The 19261-nt window shown below is 37.0% G+C and carries 23 protein-coding genes; 5 read left to right on the top strand and 18 right to left on the bottom strand.

What is annotated here, in order from left to right:
- Positions 1 to 38: 38 nt before the first annotated feature.
- On the bottom strand, positions 39 to 650 hold the full coding sequence (locus tag EGT49_RS01750) for a WxL domain-containing protein (RefSeq protein ID WP_135371238.1): 612 nt from the start codon (positions 648 to 650) through the stop codon (positions 39 to 41).
- A gap of 217 nt (positions 651 to 867) precedes the next feature.
- Between EGT49_RS01750 and EGT49_RS01745 the strand changes: the two genes are divergently transcribed.
- Together EGT49_RS01745 and EGT49_RS01740 are read left to right on the top strand one after the other, a co-directional pair.
- Positions 868 to 1623 carry an NUDIX hydrolase gene (locus EGT49_RS01745; protein ID WP_135371237.1) on the top strand — a complete coding sequence of 252 codons (756 nt, stop codon included), beginning with the start codon at positions 868 to 870 and terminating at the stop codon, positions 1621 to 1623.
- Positions 1624 to 1779: 156 nt separating this feature from the next.
- Positions 1780 to 2940: an MFS transporter gene (locus EGT49_RS01740; protein WP_135371332.1), complete on the top strand. Its 1161-nt coding sequence runs from the start codon at positions 1780 to 1782 to the stop codon at positions 2938 to 2940.
- Positions 2941 to 3057: 117 nt separating this feature from the next.
- Here EGT49_RS01740 and EGT49_RS01735 read toward each other — a convergent pair whose 3' ends face one another.
- The 6 genes from EGT49_RS01735 to EGT49_RS01710 form a co-directional block, all read right to left on the bottom strand.
- Positions 3058 to 3576: a GNAT family N-acetyltransferase gene (locus tag EGT49_RS01735; protein WP_342772218.1), complete on the bottom strand. Its 519-nt coding sequence runs from the start codon at positions 3574 to 3576 to the stop codon at positions 3058 to 3060.
- Positions 3573 to 4025, bottom strand: a complete 453-nt coding sequence (locus tag EGT49_RS01730) for a MarR family winged helix-turn-helix transcriptional regulator (RefSeq protein WP_135371236.1) — start codon at positions 4023 to 4025, stop codon at positions 3573 to 3575. The genes EGT49_RS01735 and EGT49_RS01730 overlap by 4 nt, the downstream gene beginning before the upstream one ends.
- 116 nt (positions 4026 to 4141) lie before the next feature.
- On the bottom strand, positions 4142 to 4417 hold the full coding sequence (locus EGT49_RS01725; protein WP_135371235.1) for a hypothetical protein: 276 nt from the start codon (positions 4415 to 4417) through the stop codon (positions 4142 to 4144).
- 132 nt (positions 4418 to 4549) lie between these two features.
- Positions 4550 to 5197 (bottom strand): DUF6198 family protein, encoded by a 648-nt coding sequence (locus tag EGT49_RS01720; RefSeq protein WP_135371330.1) that lies wholly within the window; start codon positions 5195 to 5197, stop codon positions 4550 to 4552.
- A gap of 91 nt (positions 5198 to 5288) precedes the next feature.
- On the bottom strand, positions 5289 to 5471 hold the full coding sequence (locus tag EGT49_RS01715) for a hypothetical protein (RefSeq protein ID WP_135371234.1): 183 nt from the start codon (positions 5469 to 5471) through the stop codon (positions 5289 to 5291).
- A 2-nt stretch (positions 5472 to 5473) separates the two neighbouring features.
- Positions 5474 to 6175 (bottom strand): NAD(P)H-dependent oxidoreductase, encoded by a 702-nt coding sequence (locus tag EGT49_RS01710; RefSeq protein WP_246013776.1) that lies wholly within the window; start codon positions 6173 to 6175, stop codon positions 5474 to 5476.
- Positions 6176 to 6291: 116 nt separating this feature from the next.
- Here EGT49_RS01710 and EGT49_RS01705 point away from each other — a divergent pair, with 116 nt between their 5' ends.
- Positions 6292 to 6726: an ACT domain-containing protein gene (locus tag EGT49_RS01705; RefSeq protein ID WP_135371232.1), complete on the top strand. Its 435-nt coding sequence runs from the start codon at positions 6292 to 6294 to the stop codon at positions 6724 to 6726.
- Positions 6727 to 7004: 278 nt separating this feature from the next.
- On the opposite strand, the gene EGT49_RS01700 is transcribed toward EGT49_RS01705, so the two are convergent.
- The 8 genes from EGT49_RS01700 to sufC form a co-directional block, all read right to left on the bottom strand.
- Complete coding sequence (locus EGT49_RS01700; RefSeq protein ID WP_167849717.1) at positions 7005 to 7838, bottom strand: alpha/beta hydrolase; 834 nt, start codon at positions 7836 to 7838, stop codon at positions 7005 to 7007.
- Between the two features lie 467 nt (positions 7839 to 8305).
- The gene (locus EGT49_RS01695) at positions 8306 to 9733 is read right to left on the bottom strand and encodes a C69 family dipeptidase (RefSeq protein WP_135371230.1); all 1428 of its coding nucleotides are present in this window, start codon (positions 9731 to 9733) and stop codon (positions 8306 to 8308) included.
- A gap of 336 nt (positions 9734 to 10069) precedes the next feature.
- Positions 10070 to 10387 (bottom strand): metal-sulfur cluster assembly factor, encoded by a 318-nt coding sequence (locus EGT49_RS01690; protein ID WP_135371229.1) that lies wholly within the window; start codon positions 10385 to 10387, stop codon positions 10070 to 10072.
- 12 nt (positions 10388 to 10399) lie between these two features.
- Complete coding sequence (gene sufB, locus EGT49_RS01685) at positions 10400 to 11791, bottom strand: Fe-S cluster assembly protein SufB (protein WP_135371228.1); 1392 nt, start codon at positions 11789 to 11791, stop codon at positions 10400 to 10402.
- On the bottom strand, positions 11784 to 12230 hold the full coding sequence (sufU, locus tag EGT49_RS01680) for a Fe-S cluster assembly sulfur transfer protein SufU (protein ID WP_135371227.1): 447 nt from the start codon (positions 12228 to 12230) through the stop codon (positions 11784 to 11786). Before sufU ends, sufB begins: the two co-directional genes overlap by 8 nt.
- Positions 12227 to 13456 carry an aminotransferase class V-fold PLP-dependent enzyme gene (locus EGT49_RS01675; RefSeq protein WP_135371226.1) on the bottom strand — a complete coding sequence of 410 codons (1230 nt, stop codon included), beginning with the start codon at positions 13454 to 13456 and terminating at the stop codon, positions 12227 to 12229. Before EGT49_RS01675 ends, sufU begins: the two co-directional genes overlap by 4 nt.
- The gene (sufD, locus tag EGT49_RS01670; protein WP_246013775.1) at positions 13425 to 14600 is read right to left on the bottom strand and encodes a Fe-S cluster assembly protein SufD; all 1176 of its coding nucleotides are present in this window, start codon (positions 14598 to 14600) and stop codon (positions 13425 to 13427) included. Before sufD ends, EGT49_RS01675 begins: the two co-directional genes overlap by 32 nt.
- Before the next feature lie 13 nt (positions 14601 to 14613).
- Complete coding sequence (gene sufC / locus EGT49_RS01665; RefSeq protein WP_135371225.1) at positions 14614 to 15405, bottom strand: Fe-S cluster assembly ATPase SufC; 792 nt, start codon at positions 15403 to 15405, stop codon at positions 14614 to 14616.
- Positions 15406 to 15830: 425 nt separating this feature from the next.
- On the opposite strand from sufC, the gene EGT49_RS12595 reads away from it, so the two are divergent.
- Both EGT49_RS12595 and EGT49_RS12590 read left to right on the top strand, forming a co-directional pair.
- On the top strand, positions 15831 to 16148 hold the full coding sequence (locus EGT49_RS12595) for a MerR family transcriptional regulator (RefSeq protein ID WP_246013774.1): 318 nt from the start codon (positions 15831 to 15833) through the stop codon (positions 16146 to 16148).
- Positions 16149 to 16316: 168 nt separating this feature from the next.
- A complete protein-coding gene (locus EGT49_RS12590; RefSeq protein WP_246013773.1) occupies positions 16317 to 16667 on the top strand; it encodes a GyrI-like domain-containing protein in 351 nt (116 codons plus the stop codon).
- A 63-nt stretch (positions 16668 to 16730) separates the two neighbouring features.
- Here EGT49_RS12590 and eutM read toward each other — a convergent pair whose 3' ends face one another.
- Genes eutM through EGT49_RS01645 form a run of 3 tightly spaced genes read right to left on the bottom strand, consistent with a single transcriptional unit; the run spans position 16731 to position 19252 of the window.
- Positions 16731 to 17012 (bottom strand): ethanolamine utilization microcompartment protein EutM, encoded by a 282-nt coding sequence (gene eutM / locus EGT49_RS01655; RefSeq protein ID WP_135371224.1) that lies wholly within the window; start codon positions 17010 to 17012, stop codon positions 16731 to 16733.
- 33 nt (positions 17013 to 17045) lie between these two features.
- Entirely contained in the window at positions 17046 to 17708 is a 663-nt protein-coding gene (locus EGT49_RS01650; protein WP_135371223.1) for a phosphate propanoyltransferase, read from the bottom strand.
- Between the two features lie 8 nt (positions 17709 to 17716).
- Positions 17717 to 19252 carry an acetaldehyde dehydrogenase (acetylating) gene (locus tag EGT49_RS01645; RefSeq protein WP_135371222.1) on the bottom strand — a complete coding sequence of 512 codons (1536 nt, stop codon included), beginning with the start codon at positions 19250 to 19252 and terminating at the stop codon, positions 17717 to 17719.
- Positions 19253 to 19261 lie beyond the last annotated feature (9 nt).

Below are 19261 nucleotides of genomic sequence, written 5' to 3'. Positions count from 1 at the left end.
CATGCGACAATCTGTCACAGGCCCTCAAAGATTTTTAATTATGCTGTCGTTGTAGAAGTTGGAGTTGTTGGAGCTGTCGTTGGAGTATCTGATAAAGTCCAAGTTAACGTTGAACTATATGATCCACCAATATTACCAGCTGGTACCTTTAGTGAAGCATCACTATTTGCATATGTTGCCGTATAGGCACCAACACCTGAACCACTAGCGGCACTCAAAATTGTCACTGGTGAACTAGACAATGTTAAACTTGATACCAATGTAGGTGGCGTTGAAACGTTATCTGCATCGACTGCCGTTACAGGTGTTGTAACGGAGTTATCAAGTAGCAATTGTGAATTTTTCAATGATGATCCATCAGTTGCTGTAAATGGACTAGCTGAAACGGTTACCGTATAACCAGTTCCCGAACCAGCGTCAGCTAAAGAAATATTTCCCGTTACCGACGTTGATGTGTACGTGGCATCATTTGCCGAAGCAGGTACTGTTCCAAAACTGAAGCTAGGAGCTGAACTCAACGAAATCGTTCCTGGCGTGATGTCTGCTGTAGCAGAACTATCAACTGGAGCGGCCTCAACTACGCTACCAACTGAACTAAACCCAAGTACAGCGGCTCCAAGTAATAAGCTATTTCTTAAAAGTTTTTTCATATATGTTTCCCCCTCATAATCGACATTATTGATATGAGCAGAACCTTACGTGATGGCAATTTAGATTCTGCGGGTTTAAAACTAACCATCACTTTAGAGACCCTCTTTGGTCTCTAACTAAGTTATAAATGGAAACGCTAAATTACACAAGGAAAACTATTGGAACTATACCACAAGTCAATTATAATGGTGACAAATCAACAATGGAGAATGTGAAATGAGTAATATTAAAATCAATGAACATTTGAAAATCAGTATCGTCAATATTATTTGGAGCTTTGATTCCGCCAGCAAAAAAATCTTAATCCTTTTAGTTAAAAATTCTTATGTACCTGAAATCAATTGTTGGTCCTTACCAACAACTATCTTACGTGCTGATGAAAATGCTGAACAAGCCTCGCTTCGCTTGATAAATGACAAAATCGGTATCAACCTACCTAACTTTTACACTGAACAATTGGCAACTTTTAGTGATATCAATCGCTCAATCGGTGATCGTGAAGTTGCCCTCAGCTACATGACCTATTTGCCATCGACACCAGAATTAGTACCTGGCTTTGGTGCCAGCGATGCTAGATGGTTTAGCGTCGATTATTTTGAAAATTTCTTTGCTTTGAAAAATGCTGATTTAGTCTTTCAAACCATCAAAAAACAAATTTCCGACGAAGAATATTATCAGACCATCGACTCATATCGAAATGAGAAACATTTGAGTAGTGATCATGAACTGATCTTGCGTCACGCTTTTGAACGAGTCACTAATCGGCTAAATTATTCACCAACCATCCTCTTAATTTTGGGAGATCAATTTACCTTAAAAGAGGCTCGTGAGGTTTATGCAACCTTTTGGAAAGAACCTTATCAACAAATCGATAACTCTAATTTTCGCAAAACCCACGCGCAACTATTCATGGAAGTTGGCATTGAACATGGTAAAAGTGGCCGGCCTGCCAAATTATATAAATTAAAGTGAGTACTTGACCATTTTCAAGACTAATGATAGTCTTGATTTGCGTTATTAAAGGTAAATTTTACCTTTAATAATTATATTTATTTCATACTATAATTCTAGGAGGTACTTTCTGTTTTGGATGCACAAGTAAAGGATAAAGGTGGCCTAAAGTTACTAATGGTCATCGGTACTGCTTGGCTCTTTGACGCTGCAGATGTGGCGTTACTTTCATTTATCATGCCATTAATTAAAAAAGAATGGTTTTTAAATGATAATCAAATTGGATTGGTTAGTTCGATCACCACCGTCGGTATGATGATTGGTGCACTTCTCTTTGGCTATTTAGCTGACAAATTTGGCAAGAAAAATATTATTATCATTACTCTATTATTATTCTCTGTCAGCAATCTAGTCCTAGCCTTAACAACCAACGTGGAACAATTCATGTTCGTACGTTTCATAACTGGAATTGGTTTAGGTGGTGAACTGCCTGTTGCTACAACCATCATTGCCGATTCTTTTTCCGGTCACAAAAGATCTAAAATGTTGATTCTCGTCGACAGTTTCTGGGCTATTGGTTGGATTTTAGCATCCCTTTTAGCTTTCTTATTCATGCCAATTTATGGCTGGCGTTTTACAGTTATCATCACTTCAGTAATGGCACTTTACACTTTAGTCATTCGGCGTCATTTACCCCAACAGACAAATGTTAAAAATGCACGCCTGAATTTAAAAAAAGCACTATCACAAATTTTTTCACCCGAATATCTCCGTGCCACCATTTGTCTGAGTCTCTTGTGGTTTATCATCATGTTCACCTATTATGGAATGTTTCTTTGGCTACCTAGTGTTTTGATCAAACGAGGCTTTTCAGTCGTTCACAGTTTTCGTTACACACTAGTAATGAGTTTTGCCCAATTGCCAGGATACTTTCTAGCTGCTTATTTGATGGGAAAATTGACTCGAAAACGTGTGTTAGAGATCTACTTAGTCGGAACAATCATTGGAGCTTTCCTATTTGGAACTGCTCAAACAACCTTCTGGGTCGTCTTCAGTAGTTGTTTATTATCTTTCTTTACCCTTGGAGCCTGGGGAATTCTAATTGCCCTAACTCCAACTCAATATCCAATGGAAATTCGTGGAGTCGGAATAGGCTTCACTCAATCGATTGGACGAATTGGGGCAACCATTGGACCTTATCTAATTGGTTTTTCCTTGAGTATCAATTTAAGTATCGCCATAATATTCTTCTATTTCGTCGGTTCATTAATTGTCGGAATCCTGATCCTAGTTTTTGGTATGGTAGATAATGATCAAAAAGATTTAGTTATGGATTAAAGGTAATTGTTCATTCAAACTAAATAAGCCAGGGTAATCAAAATACATTACCTTGGCTTATTTTCCTTCCAAATTTAAATTAAATTGCTAATTAGCTATGGAAGATGGTAATTCTTACTACTCAAAATTCAATTTCTTTTTGAGTAAATAATCAGTTTGGTCAGAATCACCCATCACGAAATGATGTTGACTGAAACGTTGGAACCCCATCTTTTGATAAAACTTTTGGGCAGGAAAATTATTTTCCCAAACACCCAACCAAATATATTGTTTTTCCAAAACTTGTGCTCGTTGCAAAGCAAAATCAAATAATTTTGTTCCTAATCCAAGATGTTGGAAGTCCTTTTTGAAATAAATTCGTTCTATTTCCAAATAATTATCTGGCATTGATTCAGATTGAGCATCCAAAATATTCAATTTCAAATAGCCGGCTAATTTAGCCTCGTGATAAACAAAATAAAATGCCGAATGAGGGTTACTCAATTCTTGTGTTAGAGCTTGACTGTTATAAGCTTCGTCTAAGTAATCTTGCATGTTTTCTTCAGTATTATCTTTTCCAAACGTTGCCTGGAAAGTCTCACGACTTATTTTTTGCAAATCAATTAAATCATTTAAATCACATTTTCTAATTTTCAATATTGTCTTTTGTTCCCTTTCTTCACATATTCCCAATCACTGGCAATATTTTCTTCAACCTTTTTTAATAGAGCAAAAACTTCTCGCTGCTCTGCTTCACTTAACCCCTTTAATGCTACTTGATTTGAATAGATATTTTCACGATGAATAATTGGATAAGCCGACTTACCTTTTTCAGTCACGTACAGCTTCTTTTCTTTTTTATTATCGGCGGACTGATACCTTTTTATAAAGCCGTTTTTTTCCAGTTTTCTGATAGCCCGAGCAGCAGTTGTCTTATCAACCTTAATCAAATTAGCCAATCGTTCTTGAATTATTCCCGGATTCTCATAAATCCGTACCAAATACAGATATTGTCCCTTCGTTAACTCCAATTCTTTAAACTCGATATTACTGATTGAATCTAACGACCTTGCAATCACACCAATCGAACGCAATATTTCTACCAACAGACTTACCCCTTTTCATAATAAAAGTATTCTACTTCATTATTGTTGCATTTGCAACTAAATTATAATAATAAAAAAAGCAGCTCATCATTTCTGGCTGCTTTTTTATTCAAATTTTAGTTGATCGCATAATTCAAATTACGGGAGAGTTGATCAATCTGCTCACGATATTCTGGACCGTTATCCATACGTTTCAGAACTGATTGAACCTGACGATCATCTCGAAGTCGCCCAAATAGATAGGCTTCTGAATAATTCTTATCTAATAATTTATATGTCTTCAAAACGAAATCTTTACTATAGTCATTTTTGTCGAGTTCTTTTTCATTATTAATATCGGTATATAGCTCCGATAAAATTCTCTTTGCCTCTGTATTGTCTTTTAGTTTCATCAATACGCACCACCTAATTAATTATTAAAACTTCTCACAAGATATCACTTATATGTAAGCGTTTCCTAATCTTGTATGTCCATTATACGACTAATAGTGAAAAATTTCAGTCAAAACCAGGATAATAAAATATTAATCTGTTTGTGTTTTAAAATTATGTTTTAATTGTGGCCAAATATATTTATCAGACATTGCAATTAAAGTTCCATTAAAGATAAATGAGAACAAGGTTGCTACATTCACTGAATAAACTGTGTGAATTCCAAAGGCAGCAATGATGATAATAATAATTGGTGGCAAAAAGTCGATGATCTGAGCTTTAGTTGAATTCCCCTTCAAATAGAAGAATCGCAAAATATTAGTTGTATCATCATTTGGATGCATGACGATATTGGCACGTTGATACAACGAAATTGCTACACAGAAAAAGACTACGCCTAAACAGGATAAAAACATTCTCACTAACATTGGTAAATTAGGTACACCCACCGCTGTCAGTAAATTCGTAAAAATATTTACGAAGTAACTAAAGAACATGACGTACAAAATTTGTCCTAAAAGTCTTTTTCCGTCAAACCTCTTAATCAAAACTTGGTTAGTCAGAGCATTGACAACTCCAAAAACGAATAAAATTAACCCGGTATTCCATGCAAACCATCTGTTTAAATTAACCGCTGCGGCAGTCCAAAGACCACTCCCCATGTCGGCAGATATGCATAGGCCATTTCCAAAAGCGTTCAGGATCAGTCCACTGACTAGGCCGATGACTCGCGCTTGCATTGAATTTTTAATAAATATCACTCCTCACAGTATGTTTTTAATGGTACAACACTTTTGTACTGAGTGACAAAAATTCTTGTATTTTCAGAAATTACCACTGTTCATGATTCCAAAGTCGACCGTCAACTTCACCTTTTAAGAGCTTCAAACGATCATTTTGCTCCTCAACAGCTGTTTTCAAAGCTACCAAAAAAGCTCGATTTTCATACTCTTTTTGCTTTTTAGAAAGTGCCTCAATTTGTTCTGCTAACCAAATACCAGTACTCTCTTCCATAATCAATCTTCCTCCCCTTGCTTAATTAGGTCGATGGTACTTCTTAATTGTTCCAGATCTTCTTTTTGCTGGATAAAAGTATCCAAAATCGTTTCACATTCCGAATAATTAGTTTCATCAAAATTTTTGAAACGATCACTAAATTCTCGAATAAACCACTCTTGACGATGCTTGAGTGAATTAGGATATTTTTGAGTTAAATAGCGTTGATAATCAATCAACAATTGCATTTGCTGGTTTTCCTTTAAATACTGAAATTGGGCAATGGTAAAAACGGGTAAGACTCGCATTTTAGCTCGATCAGCGATGGCTCGTAATGGTGCCATCATTTGATCGATCGTGATATTTTCACTGCCACCTCTTTGAAAATCCTTCAAAGGCATCCCAGTTGTCACAACAATACCAAATTCTTTATCCATTAAATTATCGTTACCGTCACCGTAAATAAAATTTCTCGTCAAAACTTTATCTTCCCAGTCTTTTAGACCAGCCGGTGCGGCATACCAATACAGAGGAAATTGGAAAATTATTCGATCAGCTTCCATTAATAACTTCTGCTCTTTATTGACATCAATTTTTTCCAATCCTTCAACGTGATGCCAAACAACATCAAGCATCTTTGCTCCCTGCATCAAAAATTGTTGCGTTTGCGAATTATTTATCTCTGGATGAGAAACCACGACTAATGTTTTCAAAATTAACATCTCCAATCAATCATAGAATAGCAGAAAAGCGCTGACATATACAGTTTCTTGTGATAAAATCACTAAATCAAATTAGCAAATGATATAATTTATACAACAACATTAGGAGGAAAACCATGGAAAAATATTATATTGTCGATAGTTCAATTTTGCCCGAGTCATTCGATAAAGTGATTCAAGCTCGGAATCTACTTGAAACAAAAAAAGTTCACAACGTCAGTGAAGCCGTCAAAGCTGTTGGCATCAGTCGTGGAACTTACTATAAATACAAAGATTTAGTTTTCTTACCTGACGAAGAATTAAATGATCGTAAAGCGGTTATTTCAATGATGCTGCATCATCAACAAGGGATTCTTTCTAAAGTTTTAGTCGATATTTCTGAATCTAACGCTAGTATTTTGACTATCAATCAAAATATTCCTATCCATGGCATCGCTACAGTGGTGATTTCACTGGATATTAGTCACTTGAATGGAACTATCGACAACTTATTAGACAAATTAAAATTGTCGGACTTCGTTGATAACGTCCGCCTCATCTCAATCGAATAAAAAATCCCATCTCCTAATCATTTGATTAAAGATGGGATTTTATTTTGGCCAGGCGATGTATATTGCCAAAAGTACACCGAAAGTTCCAATAAAGTAAAAAATTCGGGAAATTATCCTACTCTTGACGTGACTGCCCGACATCAAGAAGCAAATTCCCAAAACAAACACAATTGCCATAATTAAGAAATTCATCCTGTCACCATTTTCCTATTTTTACTTAATACTCTAAAGAACAAATGTGATGAAATGATGAATTTGTTATGTAGTTTATGTGCCTATCACGCTTGTTTGTTCCATAAAAAATTTTCTATATCGTGTAAGACTCTTGGATTTCTGCGAGTTAAAGCGCTGTGCTCCGCTTTAGGTCCAGTGAAGATTCGCGCCTGGTAAGTTTGATGAGGCCCTTTAAAGACTTTTTTCAACGATTTAGCAGATGAAACTGGTACTGCCTTATCAAAATGATCTCGCTTAGAAAGCTGACCAATAATATTTAATTCTCGAATATGAAGTCTCCTAATCGTTGAATCAGGAGTCGTATACATGCGAAAATCTTTCGTCAATTGATTTGAATAACGCCAATCATTTCGACGATAAATATCACGATTCAAAACTTGCATCGGTGCGGCAATATTAACCAATGAATCGATTTGAGGCTGATTTTTTTTCGCACTATATTTTTGTAAATAATAGATAATTGCATTGTTACCCCAAGAATGTGCAACCGCGTTAAAACGAGTCATACCGTACTTTTTTTGTAACATCTTAACCACCGAATTGATCCACTTGGCTGTGTGATGATAATCCGACTCGTGATTATTTCCGAATAACACTTGAATTTCCGGATTCTTAGCATTTTGAGGCCAGTAACCATCAATACTCAACTTACCTTTACGTGACACAAAAATCGTTAAAGTCCTGGTTGCAAAACCATCAGCTTGCGATTGATCAATTAAATAATCCATTGAGTGAACCGTTCCTCCAAAACCGTGGAAGAATAATGTTGGCATTTGTCTTTTTGAACTAGCATGCACCGGCTGTTGATTGAAAGATATTGCACACACACTTACTAAAAGGATGCAGATCATTCGTAATAAAAATCGTTTTTTTCTCATTTTGGCCACCATTTTAGATTTATCTAGAATGATAAATCATTTAACAGTTTAGTCAACAAAAAAGCAGAGAGTGGAACAAGCCCGATTAGACTCAGACAGATAGCCTAATTTCACGAATTGCACACCGGGTTTGTGTGTGATTTGGGAAATGTAGCTATCTGTCTGAGTCTGGCTTGTGTAACTCGTTTCAGTTAGAGAGTGGAACAAGAGCGCTCAGCTCCCGGAGGATAACGTAATTTCAGGAATTGCTCGTCGCATTTTGCGAGTGATTCCTGAAATTTTGTTATCTCGGAGGGAGTTGCTCTTGTGTAACTCGTTTCAGATAAAGAGCAAGACAGGACATGGTCAACTATCGAATATTAAGGCAAATAGACCGCGGTAATCGCTTTTTGATTACCACGGTCTATTTATTTTAAGCGCAAAGTTTAGGAGTAAAAAGTAGTTATGTCCCAAGCTCTTTCGCTATTTTAAAGATTTTGACCCTTTTCCCAAGTTGTCTTTGAAAGTAACAAACCTTTCTTAACTAAATCATTGAACAGCTGGTGAGTCCGCTTTGTAATTTCTTGAGCGGTTCTACGGTTGCTGTCAGTCAAATAATGCGATGGTGATTCAGTAAATTCATCGATCACAACATCAGTTTGGGCGACTCTTTGACGAGCATATGATTGGCATCCATCTAAGTATGCGTGAATCATATCTGAATACTCGTGGTAATGAGGTTCAATCATAACTGACAAGGTCTTTTCTAACCAGTAAATGTTGTCGAGTGAAACTTCATTAGTAGTATTCTTATAATTTTCTGGTGTATCAGTAATATTAGTATAGAAAGGAACATATGGACTGTAGGCGAAGAAGCCCATTGCTAGCCATTGAATAGCTGCATGGTCGTCGTCAACGTCATTTCTAATTTGTAAAATTGATGAAGCTTGATTTCTATCCATCGCAATTGAACGGAATTGCAATTGTTCCTTCTTCGTTCCTGAAGCAAATGTTCCAAATGGATCATACTTCGTACCATTATAGTGTGATGACAAGAAAGCTTGGACATCTTCAATGGCAATTTTCTTAGCTGGCTTTCTCAGTAATGGCATATCTTGTGAAGTTGGATCCTGTTCAATTTCTGGGTTGAACATCTTTTGACCATACCAAGTTCTTGGCGTGTTGTAATAAGCATCAGCTTCACTTTGTGTACCAAAAATCTCTCGGAAATTAAAGTGACCTGGTTGTGGATTCAAATGATATTTTTCAACAAATTCAACTAGATCAGTTGCCACTAAGAAATTATCCGTATCGTTTACATCAATCTCTTGGACGACTGTTTGGTTAGGAACAATGGCATAAGTATCGTCAGGCAAGCGCATAGCTCCCCAGTGATGCCCACCAGCAGTTTCCAAAAGCCAAATTTCATTTTTATCATTGAAAGCAATACTATTGCATTCACCAGTACCATATTTTTCTAACAACTTACCAAGGCGGATCACACCTTCCTTAGCAGTCTTGATATATGGCAAAACTAAGGTCAACATAGCCTCTTCATCGACACCATCATGAACTAGTGGATCGTATCCTAAAACTCGAGCATTAGTAGCTGTTGTTTCAGTTGAACTCATACCAACATTAAATTCGTTGATACCAGCCTCTTCATAAACACCATCACTTTGATCTGCCTGTGGTGTAGCAGTGTAACGATATGCGTGTTCAGGTAGCGGTACTTTCACACCGGTAGTCTTTGATACATAAAAAGCATCTTGTTGATCTTTAGCAATGTGTGCCACAAATTTAATTGGATTAATTGGGCCATAACCGTCTTCATTGCGGGCGACAATGGTAGAACCATCCATACTAGCGGCTTTACCGACTAGGATTTCCGTACAATCGGAATTAGGATTTTTCATTTTTGCTTCCCCCTCTTTGAAGTCCTCGTAATGCATTGATTATGAAAAACACTCTAAATTAAATGGGATTAAAAATAAAACCATTTATCTAGTCTGGAGTACAAGTCCTGTGATGGCTCAGCCGCCAAATTCTTGTTGGTGCTTTAGCACTTACAGGAAGGCCAAGCTTTGAGATTTTTCCGGGTTTGAAAAAGCTCAAAGTTGTGCCGGCAGCGTTCCAGCCCATCACAGGACTTGTACAGAAGACGGTAGTTTATCACTAATCAAAATTTAACAAGGACTCTATGACTTCTAGTATAGGATTAACGATTATTTTAATCTAGTAAATAAATTCGATTATTCCCTGATTCCTAAAGAAATCCGAGCATAACGACTCATCTTGGAAATATCCCAAGCTGGATACCAAACCAACTCCACTTGACACTTATCGATTCCAGGAACTGATTCAGCCGCTTCAATAATCGAATCATTCAACATATCACTCAAGGGACAACCCATAGTGGTCAGGGTCATCGTGACAATTGCTTCATTGCCATTTCTAATTTCAACGCCATAAATTAACCCTAAATTGACTAAATCAATTCCTAGTTCTGGGTCAATGACGTCTTCTAATTCAATCATAATTTGGTCTTTTTTTTCCTGATCTTCATTCATAAGTTTTATCCTTTAACCAATCGAACCTTCCATCTCATAACTAATCAAACGATTTAATTCAACAGCATATTCCATCGGTAGTTTTTTAGTAAATGGCTCAACAAAGCCCATAACGATCATCTCGGTGGCCTTTTCTTCCGAAATTCCTCGACTCATTAAATAGTACAATTGTTCTTCAGAAATCTTTGAAACTCTAGCTTCGTGTTCCATTGAAACGTTAGCATTGTCAATTTCATTGTAAGGTACTGTATCTGAGGAAGATTGATCATCCATAATGATCGTGTCACATTCAACGTGTGCTTTTGAGCCATCAGAGTGCTTACCGAAACGAACTGTACCCCGATAATCAACTGAACCACCTGTCTTGGCAATCGACTTGGAGACGATCGAACTGGAAGTATTCTTGGCATTATGAATCATCCGCGCACCAGAATCTTGATGAATCCCGTTACTTGCAACTGCAATTGACAACATCGTGCCTCGGGCGTTATCACCGTTCAAATAGACACTAGGATACTTCATTGTGACTTTTGAGCCAAGATTTCCGTCGACCCATTCCATCGTGGCATTTTCCTCTGTAGCAGCGCGTTTAGTTTCCAAACTGTAAACATTGTCGGACCAATTTTGAATGGTGGTGTATCGACAATAAGCGTCACGCTCTACATTGACCTCGACAACTGCCGCATGCAGACTATCAGAAGAGTAATTGGGAGCCGTGCAACCTTCCACATAATCCACTTTGGCCCCTTCATCAACAATGATCAAAGTTCTTTCGAATTGACCGGAGTTTTCCGAATTCAAGCGGAAATATGACTGAATTGGAATATCACACCGAACCCCTTTGGGAACGTAAATAAATGAACCACCCGACCAAACAGCACCGTTTAAAGCTGCAAACTTATTATCAGCTGGTTGGACCAATTTCCCAAACCATTTTTTGAAAAGCTCAGGATACTTTTTTAAAGCGGTATCGGTATCTGTAAACAAGACACCAATTTTTTCAAATTCATTGCGCATATTGTGATAAACCACTTCTGATTCATATTGAGCTGACGAACCAGCTAAATATTTCCGCTCTGCTTCTGGGACTCCTAGACGATCAAAAGTCTGTTTCATCTTATCGGGAACATCGTTCCAATCACGATACTTTTTGTCAGTCATCTTTTGATAATACAGCATATGTTCCAAATCCAAATCTGATAAGTCAGGTCCAAAATGAGGCATATCAAGTTTTTTATAAATTTCATACGATTTTAGTCGATAATCTAACATCCACTGAGGTTCATTTTTTTCGGCCGAAATCATGCGAACTGTCTCTTCAGTCAAACCTCGTCCAGTGGAAAACTTAGGCTCAATGTCATCATGAAAACCGTATTCGTATTCTGTATCATTTAAATCAATCATCGCTCTTTTCTCCTAACGATTTTCTCAAAGCCCACCAACAAAGGGTGGCACACTTAATTCGCGCTGGAAATTGCATAACACTTGAAAGAATCGCGGCATCACCCAATTTTTCTAAATCAGCTGCCGAATGTGTCTTACCCATGACCATATCAGAAAAAATATGGGCCATATCTATTGCTTGATCACAACTTTTGCCAATGATAACATCGGTCATCATACTGGCGGAAGCTTGACTGATTGTGCAGCCTTCGCCAGTAAAAGCTGCGTCAACAATTTTGTCGTCTTGAATCAATAATTCTAAGTGAATCACATCACCACAAGTTGGATTCTTCAAAGTCATATCCTGAGTTACTTTTTCCAGCTTTTGTTTATGATGTGGATTCTCTGAGTGATCTAAAATCACTTCACGATATAAGTTACTCATTCCTGCTAAACTCATACTTTGAAAAACTCCTTTGTATCTATAATTGCTTGAACTAATTTATCAATATCTTCTTTGGTATTGTACAAATAAAAACTAGCCCGAACTGTTGCGACTACACCTAAATATTTCATCAACGGCTGTGCACAATGGTGACCGGCACGAACGGAAACTCCATCCATATCAAAAGCCGTTGCCACATCATGTGGATGTAATCCGGCAATATTAAATGATATAACGCCGTTATGAAGATTAGGATCTTTGGGACCGTAAATTGTTAGGCCATCAATAGCTAGTAATTTGGGTAAGGCATAAGCAACTAATTCATGTTCATAGCTGGCAATTTCATCCATACCGATCGACTGCAAATAATCAATCGCTTGCCCTAATACGATTGCACCAACGACGTTTTGAGTCCCCGCTTCAAATTTCAGTGGAATATCAGCCCAAGAGCTCTGATATTCTTCAACAAAATTGATCATTTCTCCACCATATTGATAAGGTGGCATAGCTCTTAATAATTGTTCCTTACCATAGAGGACACCGATTCCCATCGGGCCAAGCATCTTATGTCCCGAAAAAGCATAAAAGTCTGCATCTAAGTCTTGCACATCTACCGGAAAATGCGGAACTGACTGAGCTCCATCAACAACTATAACGGCGTTATGTTCATGGGCTAATTGTCCTAATTTCTTAACGTCATTAGTTACCCCAAGTACATTACTAGCGTGTGCTACCGCAACAATCTTAGTTTTATCAGTGATTTTTACTTCAGCATCCGCCATATCTAATTGGCCATCTTCAGTCAACTTGATATATTTCAAAACGGCCTGCTTTTGTATAGCTAATTGTTGCCAAGGAATTAAATTACTATGGTGTTCCATATAAGTGATGACTATTTCGTCACCTGCTTGAATATTACTTTGCCCAAAGCTTTGAGCAACTAAATTCAAACTGTCAGTGGTTCCTTTAGTGAAAACTATCTCTTCAGCGAGCTTGGCGTTGATGAATTTAGCGACCTTAACACGGGCTGCTTCGTATTGATCCGTAGCCTGTTGTCCCAGTGTATAAACTGAGCGATGGGTATTGGCATTTATCGTTTGATAATATTGCGTAATTCCATCAATTACCGCTCGAGGCTTTTGCGAAGTCGCCGCGCTGTCTAAATAAACTAGCGGCTCATCATGGATCTGTTGATTGAGAATTGGAAAATCATCTTTGATCTGTTGTTTTATTTTGTCCATCGGCCAATTTCCTTTCGATAGTCTGAATTAATTCTTGGCGAATCGGTTTAGAAGGAATTGAGACTAAAACATCTCCTAGAAAACCACGAATAACCAATCTCTGAGCGGTCTTTTGATCCAATCCTCGACTCATTAAATAATAGAGTTGGTTTTGGTCTACTTGACCAACACTAGCCGCATGACCAGCCAAGACATCATTTTCATCGATCAACAAAATTGGATTTGCGTCACCATGGGCATCGCTAGACATCATTAAAACTCGATTTTGTTGTTCGGCATTGGCACCAGAGGCACCTTTAATAATGTGGCCGATTCCGTTAAAGATCAGTTTTGACTTATCGGCAATCACTCCACGCTGGTTAATATTACCAATTGAATGTTTACCATAATTAGTAACGCGAGTGTTAACTCCTTCTTGTTGGTCTCCAGTGGTAATGTCGACGACTTTTATTTCTGAGTGAGCCCCTTCACCAACTAAATCTGTATCAAAGTCAGCGACGGTATCACCTTCATTCATTAAACCAATCGACCAATCAACATAGGCATTATCATCAACAAAAGCTCGACGACTCAAATATGAAGTAACGTTTTTACCTAATTCATCAACAGCTGCATACTTAACCTCACTATTAGGCAAGGCAACGACTTCAACTACACAATTAGCAACTGATTTCCCATCGCCTTTTGTTTTCATCCGCTGAATGAAAGAAAACTGTGAATTTTCTTCAGCGATAATCAAAATGTGTGACACAAATGGCTGCGTTGAATCTTGATTCAATTCAACCTCAATGGGTTTTTCCACAACGATATTTTTGGGCACATACAGTAAAATCCCTTGGTTCAAATAAGCGGTGTGATAGGCAGTTAGCTTGTTTTCATCAAATTTGATTACTTTATTCATGAAATATTGCTTAATTAGATCAGGATATTCATTCATTGCCTCAAAAATATCCATCAAAACAAAGTTTTCCGCCTTAGGGAGCTTAGTTTTAATAATTTTTATCGTTGGTGGTGTCAATTGCCAATCGCGAAAATCGAATCGTTGCATTTTTGGCGATGGTAATTTCGAAACTAATTCCAAGGCTTGTTGTCTTTTTTCAGTAAACCAAGTTGGCTCGTTTTCTACTTTCACTAAATTATTCAATATCTAATACCTCTCATTCATCAACCAAATTAACATCAAGACCTAATTCGTCACGCAAACCAGCATAACCTTCATCTTCAAGTTTTTGTGCTAATTGTGCATCACCAGTTTTAACAATTTTTCCGTCCATCATCACGTGAACCACGTCTGGCGTGATATAATTCAAAAGTCTTTGATAATGGGTGATGATCAAAGCTCCAAAATTATCGCCACGCATCGAATTGACGCCTTTTGAAACAACTTTCAAAGCATCGATATCAAGGCCAGAATCAATTTCATCTAACAAAGCAAAGCTTGGTTTGATCATCAACAATTGCAAGATTTCATTTCGTTTCTTTTCCCCACCAGAGAAACCTTCATTCAAGTAACGTTCTGTCATCTCTTCACTCATATCAAGTAATTCCAAATTCTTATCGAGTTCTTTTAAGAAATCCATCACCGAAATCTTGTCATCTTCAGCTCTTCGAGAATTAATGGCTGCTCTTAAAAATTCAGCGTTGGTGACACCCTGAATTTCAGCAGGATATTGCATCGCTAAAAATAAGCCTTTACGAGCTCTTTGATCAACTGGCATATCCAAAATACTTTCACCATTTAGTAAAATATCTCCACCAGTGACGTGATAATTTTTTTGACCCATGATCGTTTGCGACAAGGTAGATTTACCAGTTCCATTAGGACCCATGATTGCATGGATCTCCCCCGTCTTCATTGACAAATTCACACCTTTTAAAATCTTTTTACTAGTTTTAGTTTCTTCATCAACAACTTCAACGTGAAGATCTTTAATTTCTAATTCTGCCATTTTTAATTTCCTGCTTTCAGTAGTGATTAATTCAAAATCCATTTATAGAGTTATAAATTTTATCAAAAGTTAGTTTGTATCTTCTCTGTCGATTGGTTAAAGAACACGCATCGTTATTGAACATTGTGATTGTTTTCTCAATTTTTAACCTACAGAAAAAATTTTTACTTATTTTCCCCCTCATTTTTAATCAATTAAATAATCATCCTTTACCTAGTATTTTACAACAAGCGGGAGTAAGAAAGAACACTTTAGGGAAAACGGATACACAAATTTGACAAAAATTTAGAAAAATCATTTACAAGAAAGAAAAAAGTAAAAATTACTCTCTACAATGCTAAAAAATCACAATGTGTGTAAACATTTCCACAAAAATTGTTATATAATGAATATTGAGGCTGATCGTTACACTACGGAGGAAGATAATGCTTAATTTAGATAATTTGCATACCATAGGTGAAACGGCAAAATTATGTAAGGTTTCACGAAAAACTTTATTATTTTATGAGGAATTGGGGATCCTAAAACCAGATTATATTTGCCCTACCAACGGTTATAGATACTATAGCGAATCAACGATTCAACTGATGCCGATCTTAAAGTATTACAAACAGATGGGCTTCAAATTACAGGAAATGACAGGAGTTGGAAAAAATAACAGTTGTCTTTTCCATGAGAGAAACTTTTTAAATCAAATTTCTTTCTTGGAAGAAGAAGAAAAACACATTCAAAACTCACACTAGGCCTTAGTTGACTGGCTTGAACTTATTCATGAGGGGAATAACGTCAAGGAAAGTGGTTTTGAATCAATCAATATTAAATATATTCAACCAAATCAATATTTTTATTTAAACCAAGAATTCAAATACGATTACAAGGATTCGATTATCAACGTTCCTTGGATCAGGTACTTGGAAGAACACAATGCCGAAATTACTGGGCCGGTCATTCTAGCCTTTGATGACTGTCAAAAGCGCTCACTAGAGTTAACCAATCGGACGACAATTATGCAACAACCAGTTCGAAATAATTCTAGTGACTTACCTTTAGATAATATCGGTGGTAGCACTTTTATTTCTTCTTACTATATTGGTGATCACACTAATATGTACAAACGCTACGTGGATATGGAATATTGGGCTAAGGAAAATGGTTACTCTTGTGGTCCAAAAGTTTATGAACGTTTCGTTGTCGACTATTGGACGACAACTGATATTAACATGTTCGTAACTGAACTTCTGATTCCAGCAAATAAAAAATAGAAATACCCCAAGGTAATCAATTCGATTGCCTTGGGGTATTTTATTCATATTCGAAAATTATCTTTATTCAGCTGCCTTTGGCAAAATGTTTTCAACTTCTGCATGTGGACGAGGAATAACGTGAACTGATAGTAATTCACCAATTCTTTGGGCTGCGGCTGCACCGGCATCTGTAGCTGCTTTAACAGCTCCAACATCACCACGAACCATGACTGTGACGATACCGCCACCTACACGTTCCTTACCTACCAATGTAACATTAGCTGCCTTTACCATTGCATCGGCTGCTTCAATTGAAGCTACTAAACCTTTTGTTTCGATCATTCCTAATGCGTCAGATTTCATTATAAATTCCTCCAAATTAAATTATTATTTTTATTATTTTTTAATCCGAATTCTACTCTTTGAATTCATTCCTAAAGCATTGGCTTCTTCAGTATCAATGTGACACTCTAAACCAGAATTATTCTTGGCTCTGATAGCGACATTGTTCAATTCACCACCACGATCACCTTCGACAACAATCGTCACGATATCGCCATCTTTAACACCAAATCTTTGTGCATCACTTGGTAACATGTGAATGTGACGTTGAGCAACGATGGCTCCTTCATTCAATTCAATTGAGCCATTTGGACCAATGACCGTAACTTTTCCAGAATTATCCAAATCTCCAGAAAGTCTCAATGGGGCTTTGATACCAAGCTTATAAGTATCGCCTCTCAAAACTTCAACTTGAGTTCTACTTCTAACTGGGCCAAGAATTCTTACCTTACTAATTGAACCCTTAGGACCACAAAGTATTACGGTTTCCTTACTTGCATATTGTCCTGGTTGAGATAGATCTTTCAAGGGATTTAATTCATATCCATGTCCAAAGAGTTTTTCCAAATCATTTTGGCACAAATGAATGTGTCGATTGGAAACTCCGACTGGAATGCTTAAATCATGATTGTCATTTTTTAACTCGGAAACACTTGTCTGATTTTCTGAAGTTAAATTAATCACTAATTTTTCTAAAAGCTTTTCATAGTCTTCCATGTAAACACCTACGCTTTCATCTCAGATAAAGTTTTTCTGACTAATTCGGTTAATAGTTCCAAATCTTTATCTGACATATTCTTTGTTGCTTTTTCAACCGTGTGATCACATTTGTGGTCGTTTAAACATTGTTTAACTTGGCTCTTTAACTCTGGATGATTGAATGATTTATCATCTTGAACCAAAGTTGTTACATCCTTCAAACCGTATGCAACTTTCTTAATATTCAACAAATGTTTTGGACTAACATTTTCAGAAACAGAGCTTCCACCAAGTGTTCCACATCCCAATGTAAATGAAATTGGCAAGCCTGTACTAATACCAGTACCACCTTGACTACCACCAGTGTTTACAAGAATTCTTGAAGCAGGTTTAGCAGCAAATTTGAGTACAATATCTTCACGGTTAGTGTGTAGATTCATCGTATGACCAATTCCGTTTTGTAATAGGTCGATACTCAATTGACAAGCTTCTTGCCAATCTTCAACTACATAAAATGCTAAGACAGATGTTAATTTTTCATATGATAATGGATTACCTTCACCAACACCTTTTTGGCGACCAATTAAAATCTTAATTGAATCGGGAACAGTAAATCCAGCTGCTTGTGAAATAACTTGTGGTGATCTACCTACGAATTTGGCATCCATAGCATGTCCACCATTTTTGAACAACAACTTGCAGACTGCTTCAGTTTCAGCTTCACTCATGAAGTATCCACCTTGTTTTTCTAATTCACTAACAACTTCGGCTTCATTACAACTCTCACAAATAATTGATTGTTCTGAAGCACAAATTGTTCCATAATCAAATGATTTACTTGCAATAATTTTTGCAACAGCATCTTTAACATCGGCACTACGTTCAATATACGATGGAGAATTACCAGCTCCAACTCCAATTGCAGGTTTCCCTGAACTGTAAGCTGCCTTTACCATTCCTGGACCACCAGTAGCAATAATCAAGCCAACTTCTTTTGAATGCATCAATTCATTTGTCGATCCCATGGTTGTTGTAGAAACACAAGTAACAACATTGTCCGGTGCACCAGCAGCTTTAGCTGCGTCATTCATAATTTCTGCGGCTCTAAAGGTACATTTGGCAGCAGCCGGATGTGGTGCAAATACAATCGCATTTCTACTCTTCAAAGCAATCATAGATTTGAAAATAACGGTTGAAGTTGGGTTGGTTGAAGGAACAATTCCCATAACTAATCCAATTGGTTGGGCAACATCCATCGTCTTTAACTCAGGATCCTTTTTAATAATTCCAACTGTTTTTTCATCTTTGATCTGTTCATACAGCAAAGTTGAAGCTGCATGATTCTTATAAGTTTTGTCGGGAACATTACCAAAACCAGTATCTTCCACTGCCAACTTGGCTAATTCGACAGCATGTTCTTCTCCAGCAACACTCATTGCTTTCAAAATTGCATCAATTTTTTCTTGGCTAAATGTGGCAAGTTCTAGTGAGGCTTGATGACCTTTCTTGGCAAGGTTTCTGGCTTCTTGAATAGATGTTAAGTCTTTATCAAAATTCTCCATTTTTGTACT

The sequence above is a fragment of the Companilactobacillus suantsaicola genome, assembly GCF_004745525.1.
In the GTDB taxonomy this organism is placed as follows: domain Bacteria; phylum Bacillota; class Bacilli; order Lactobacillales; family Lactobacillaceae; genus Companilactobacillus; species Companilactobacillus suantsaicola.
This window is presented reverse-complemented; position numbering and strand designations above follow the sequence as displayed.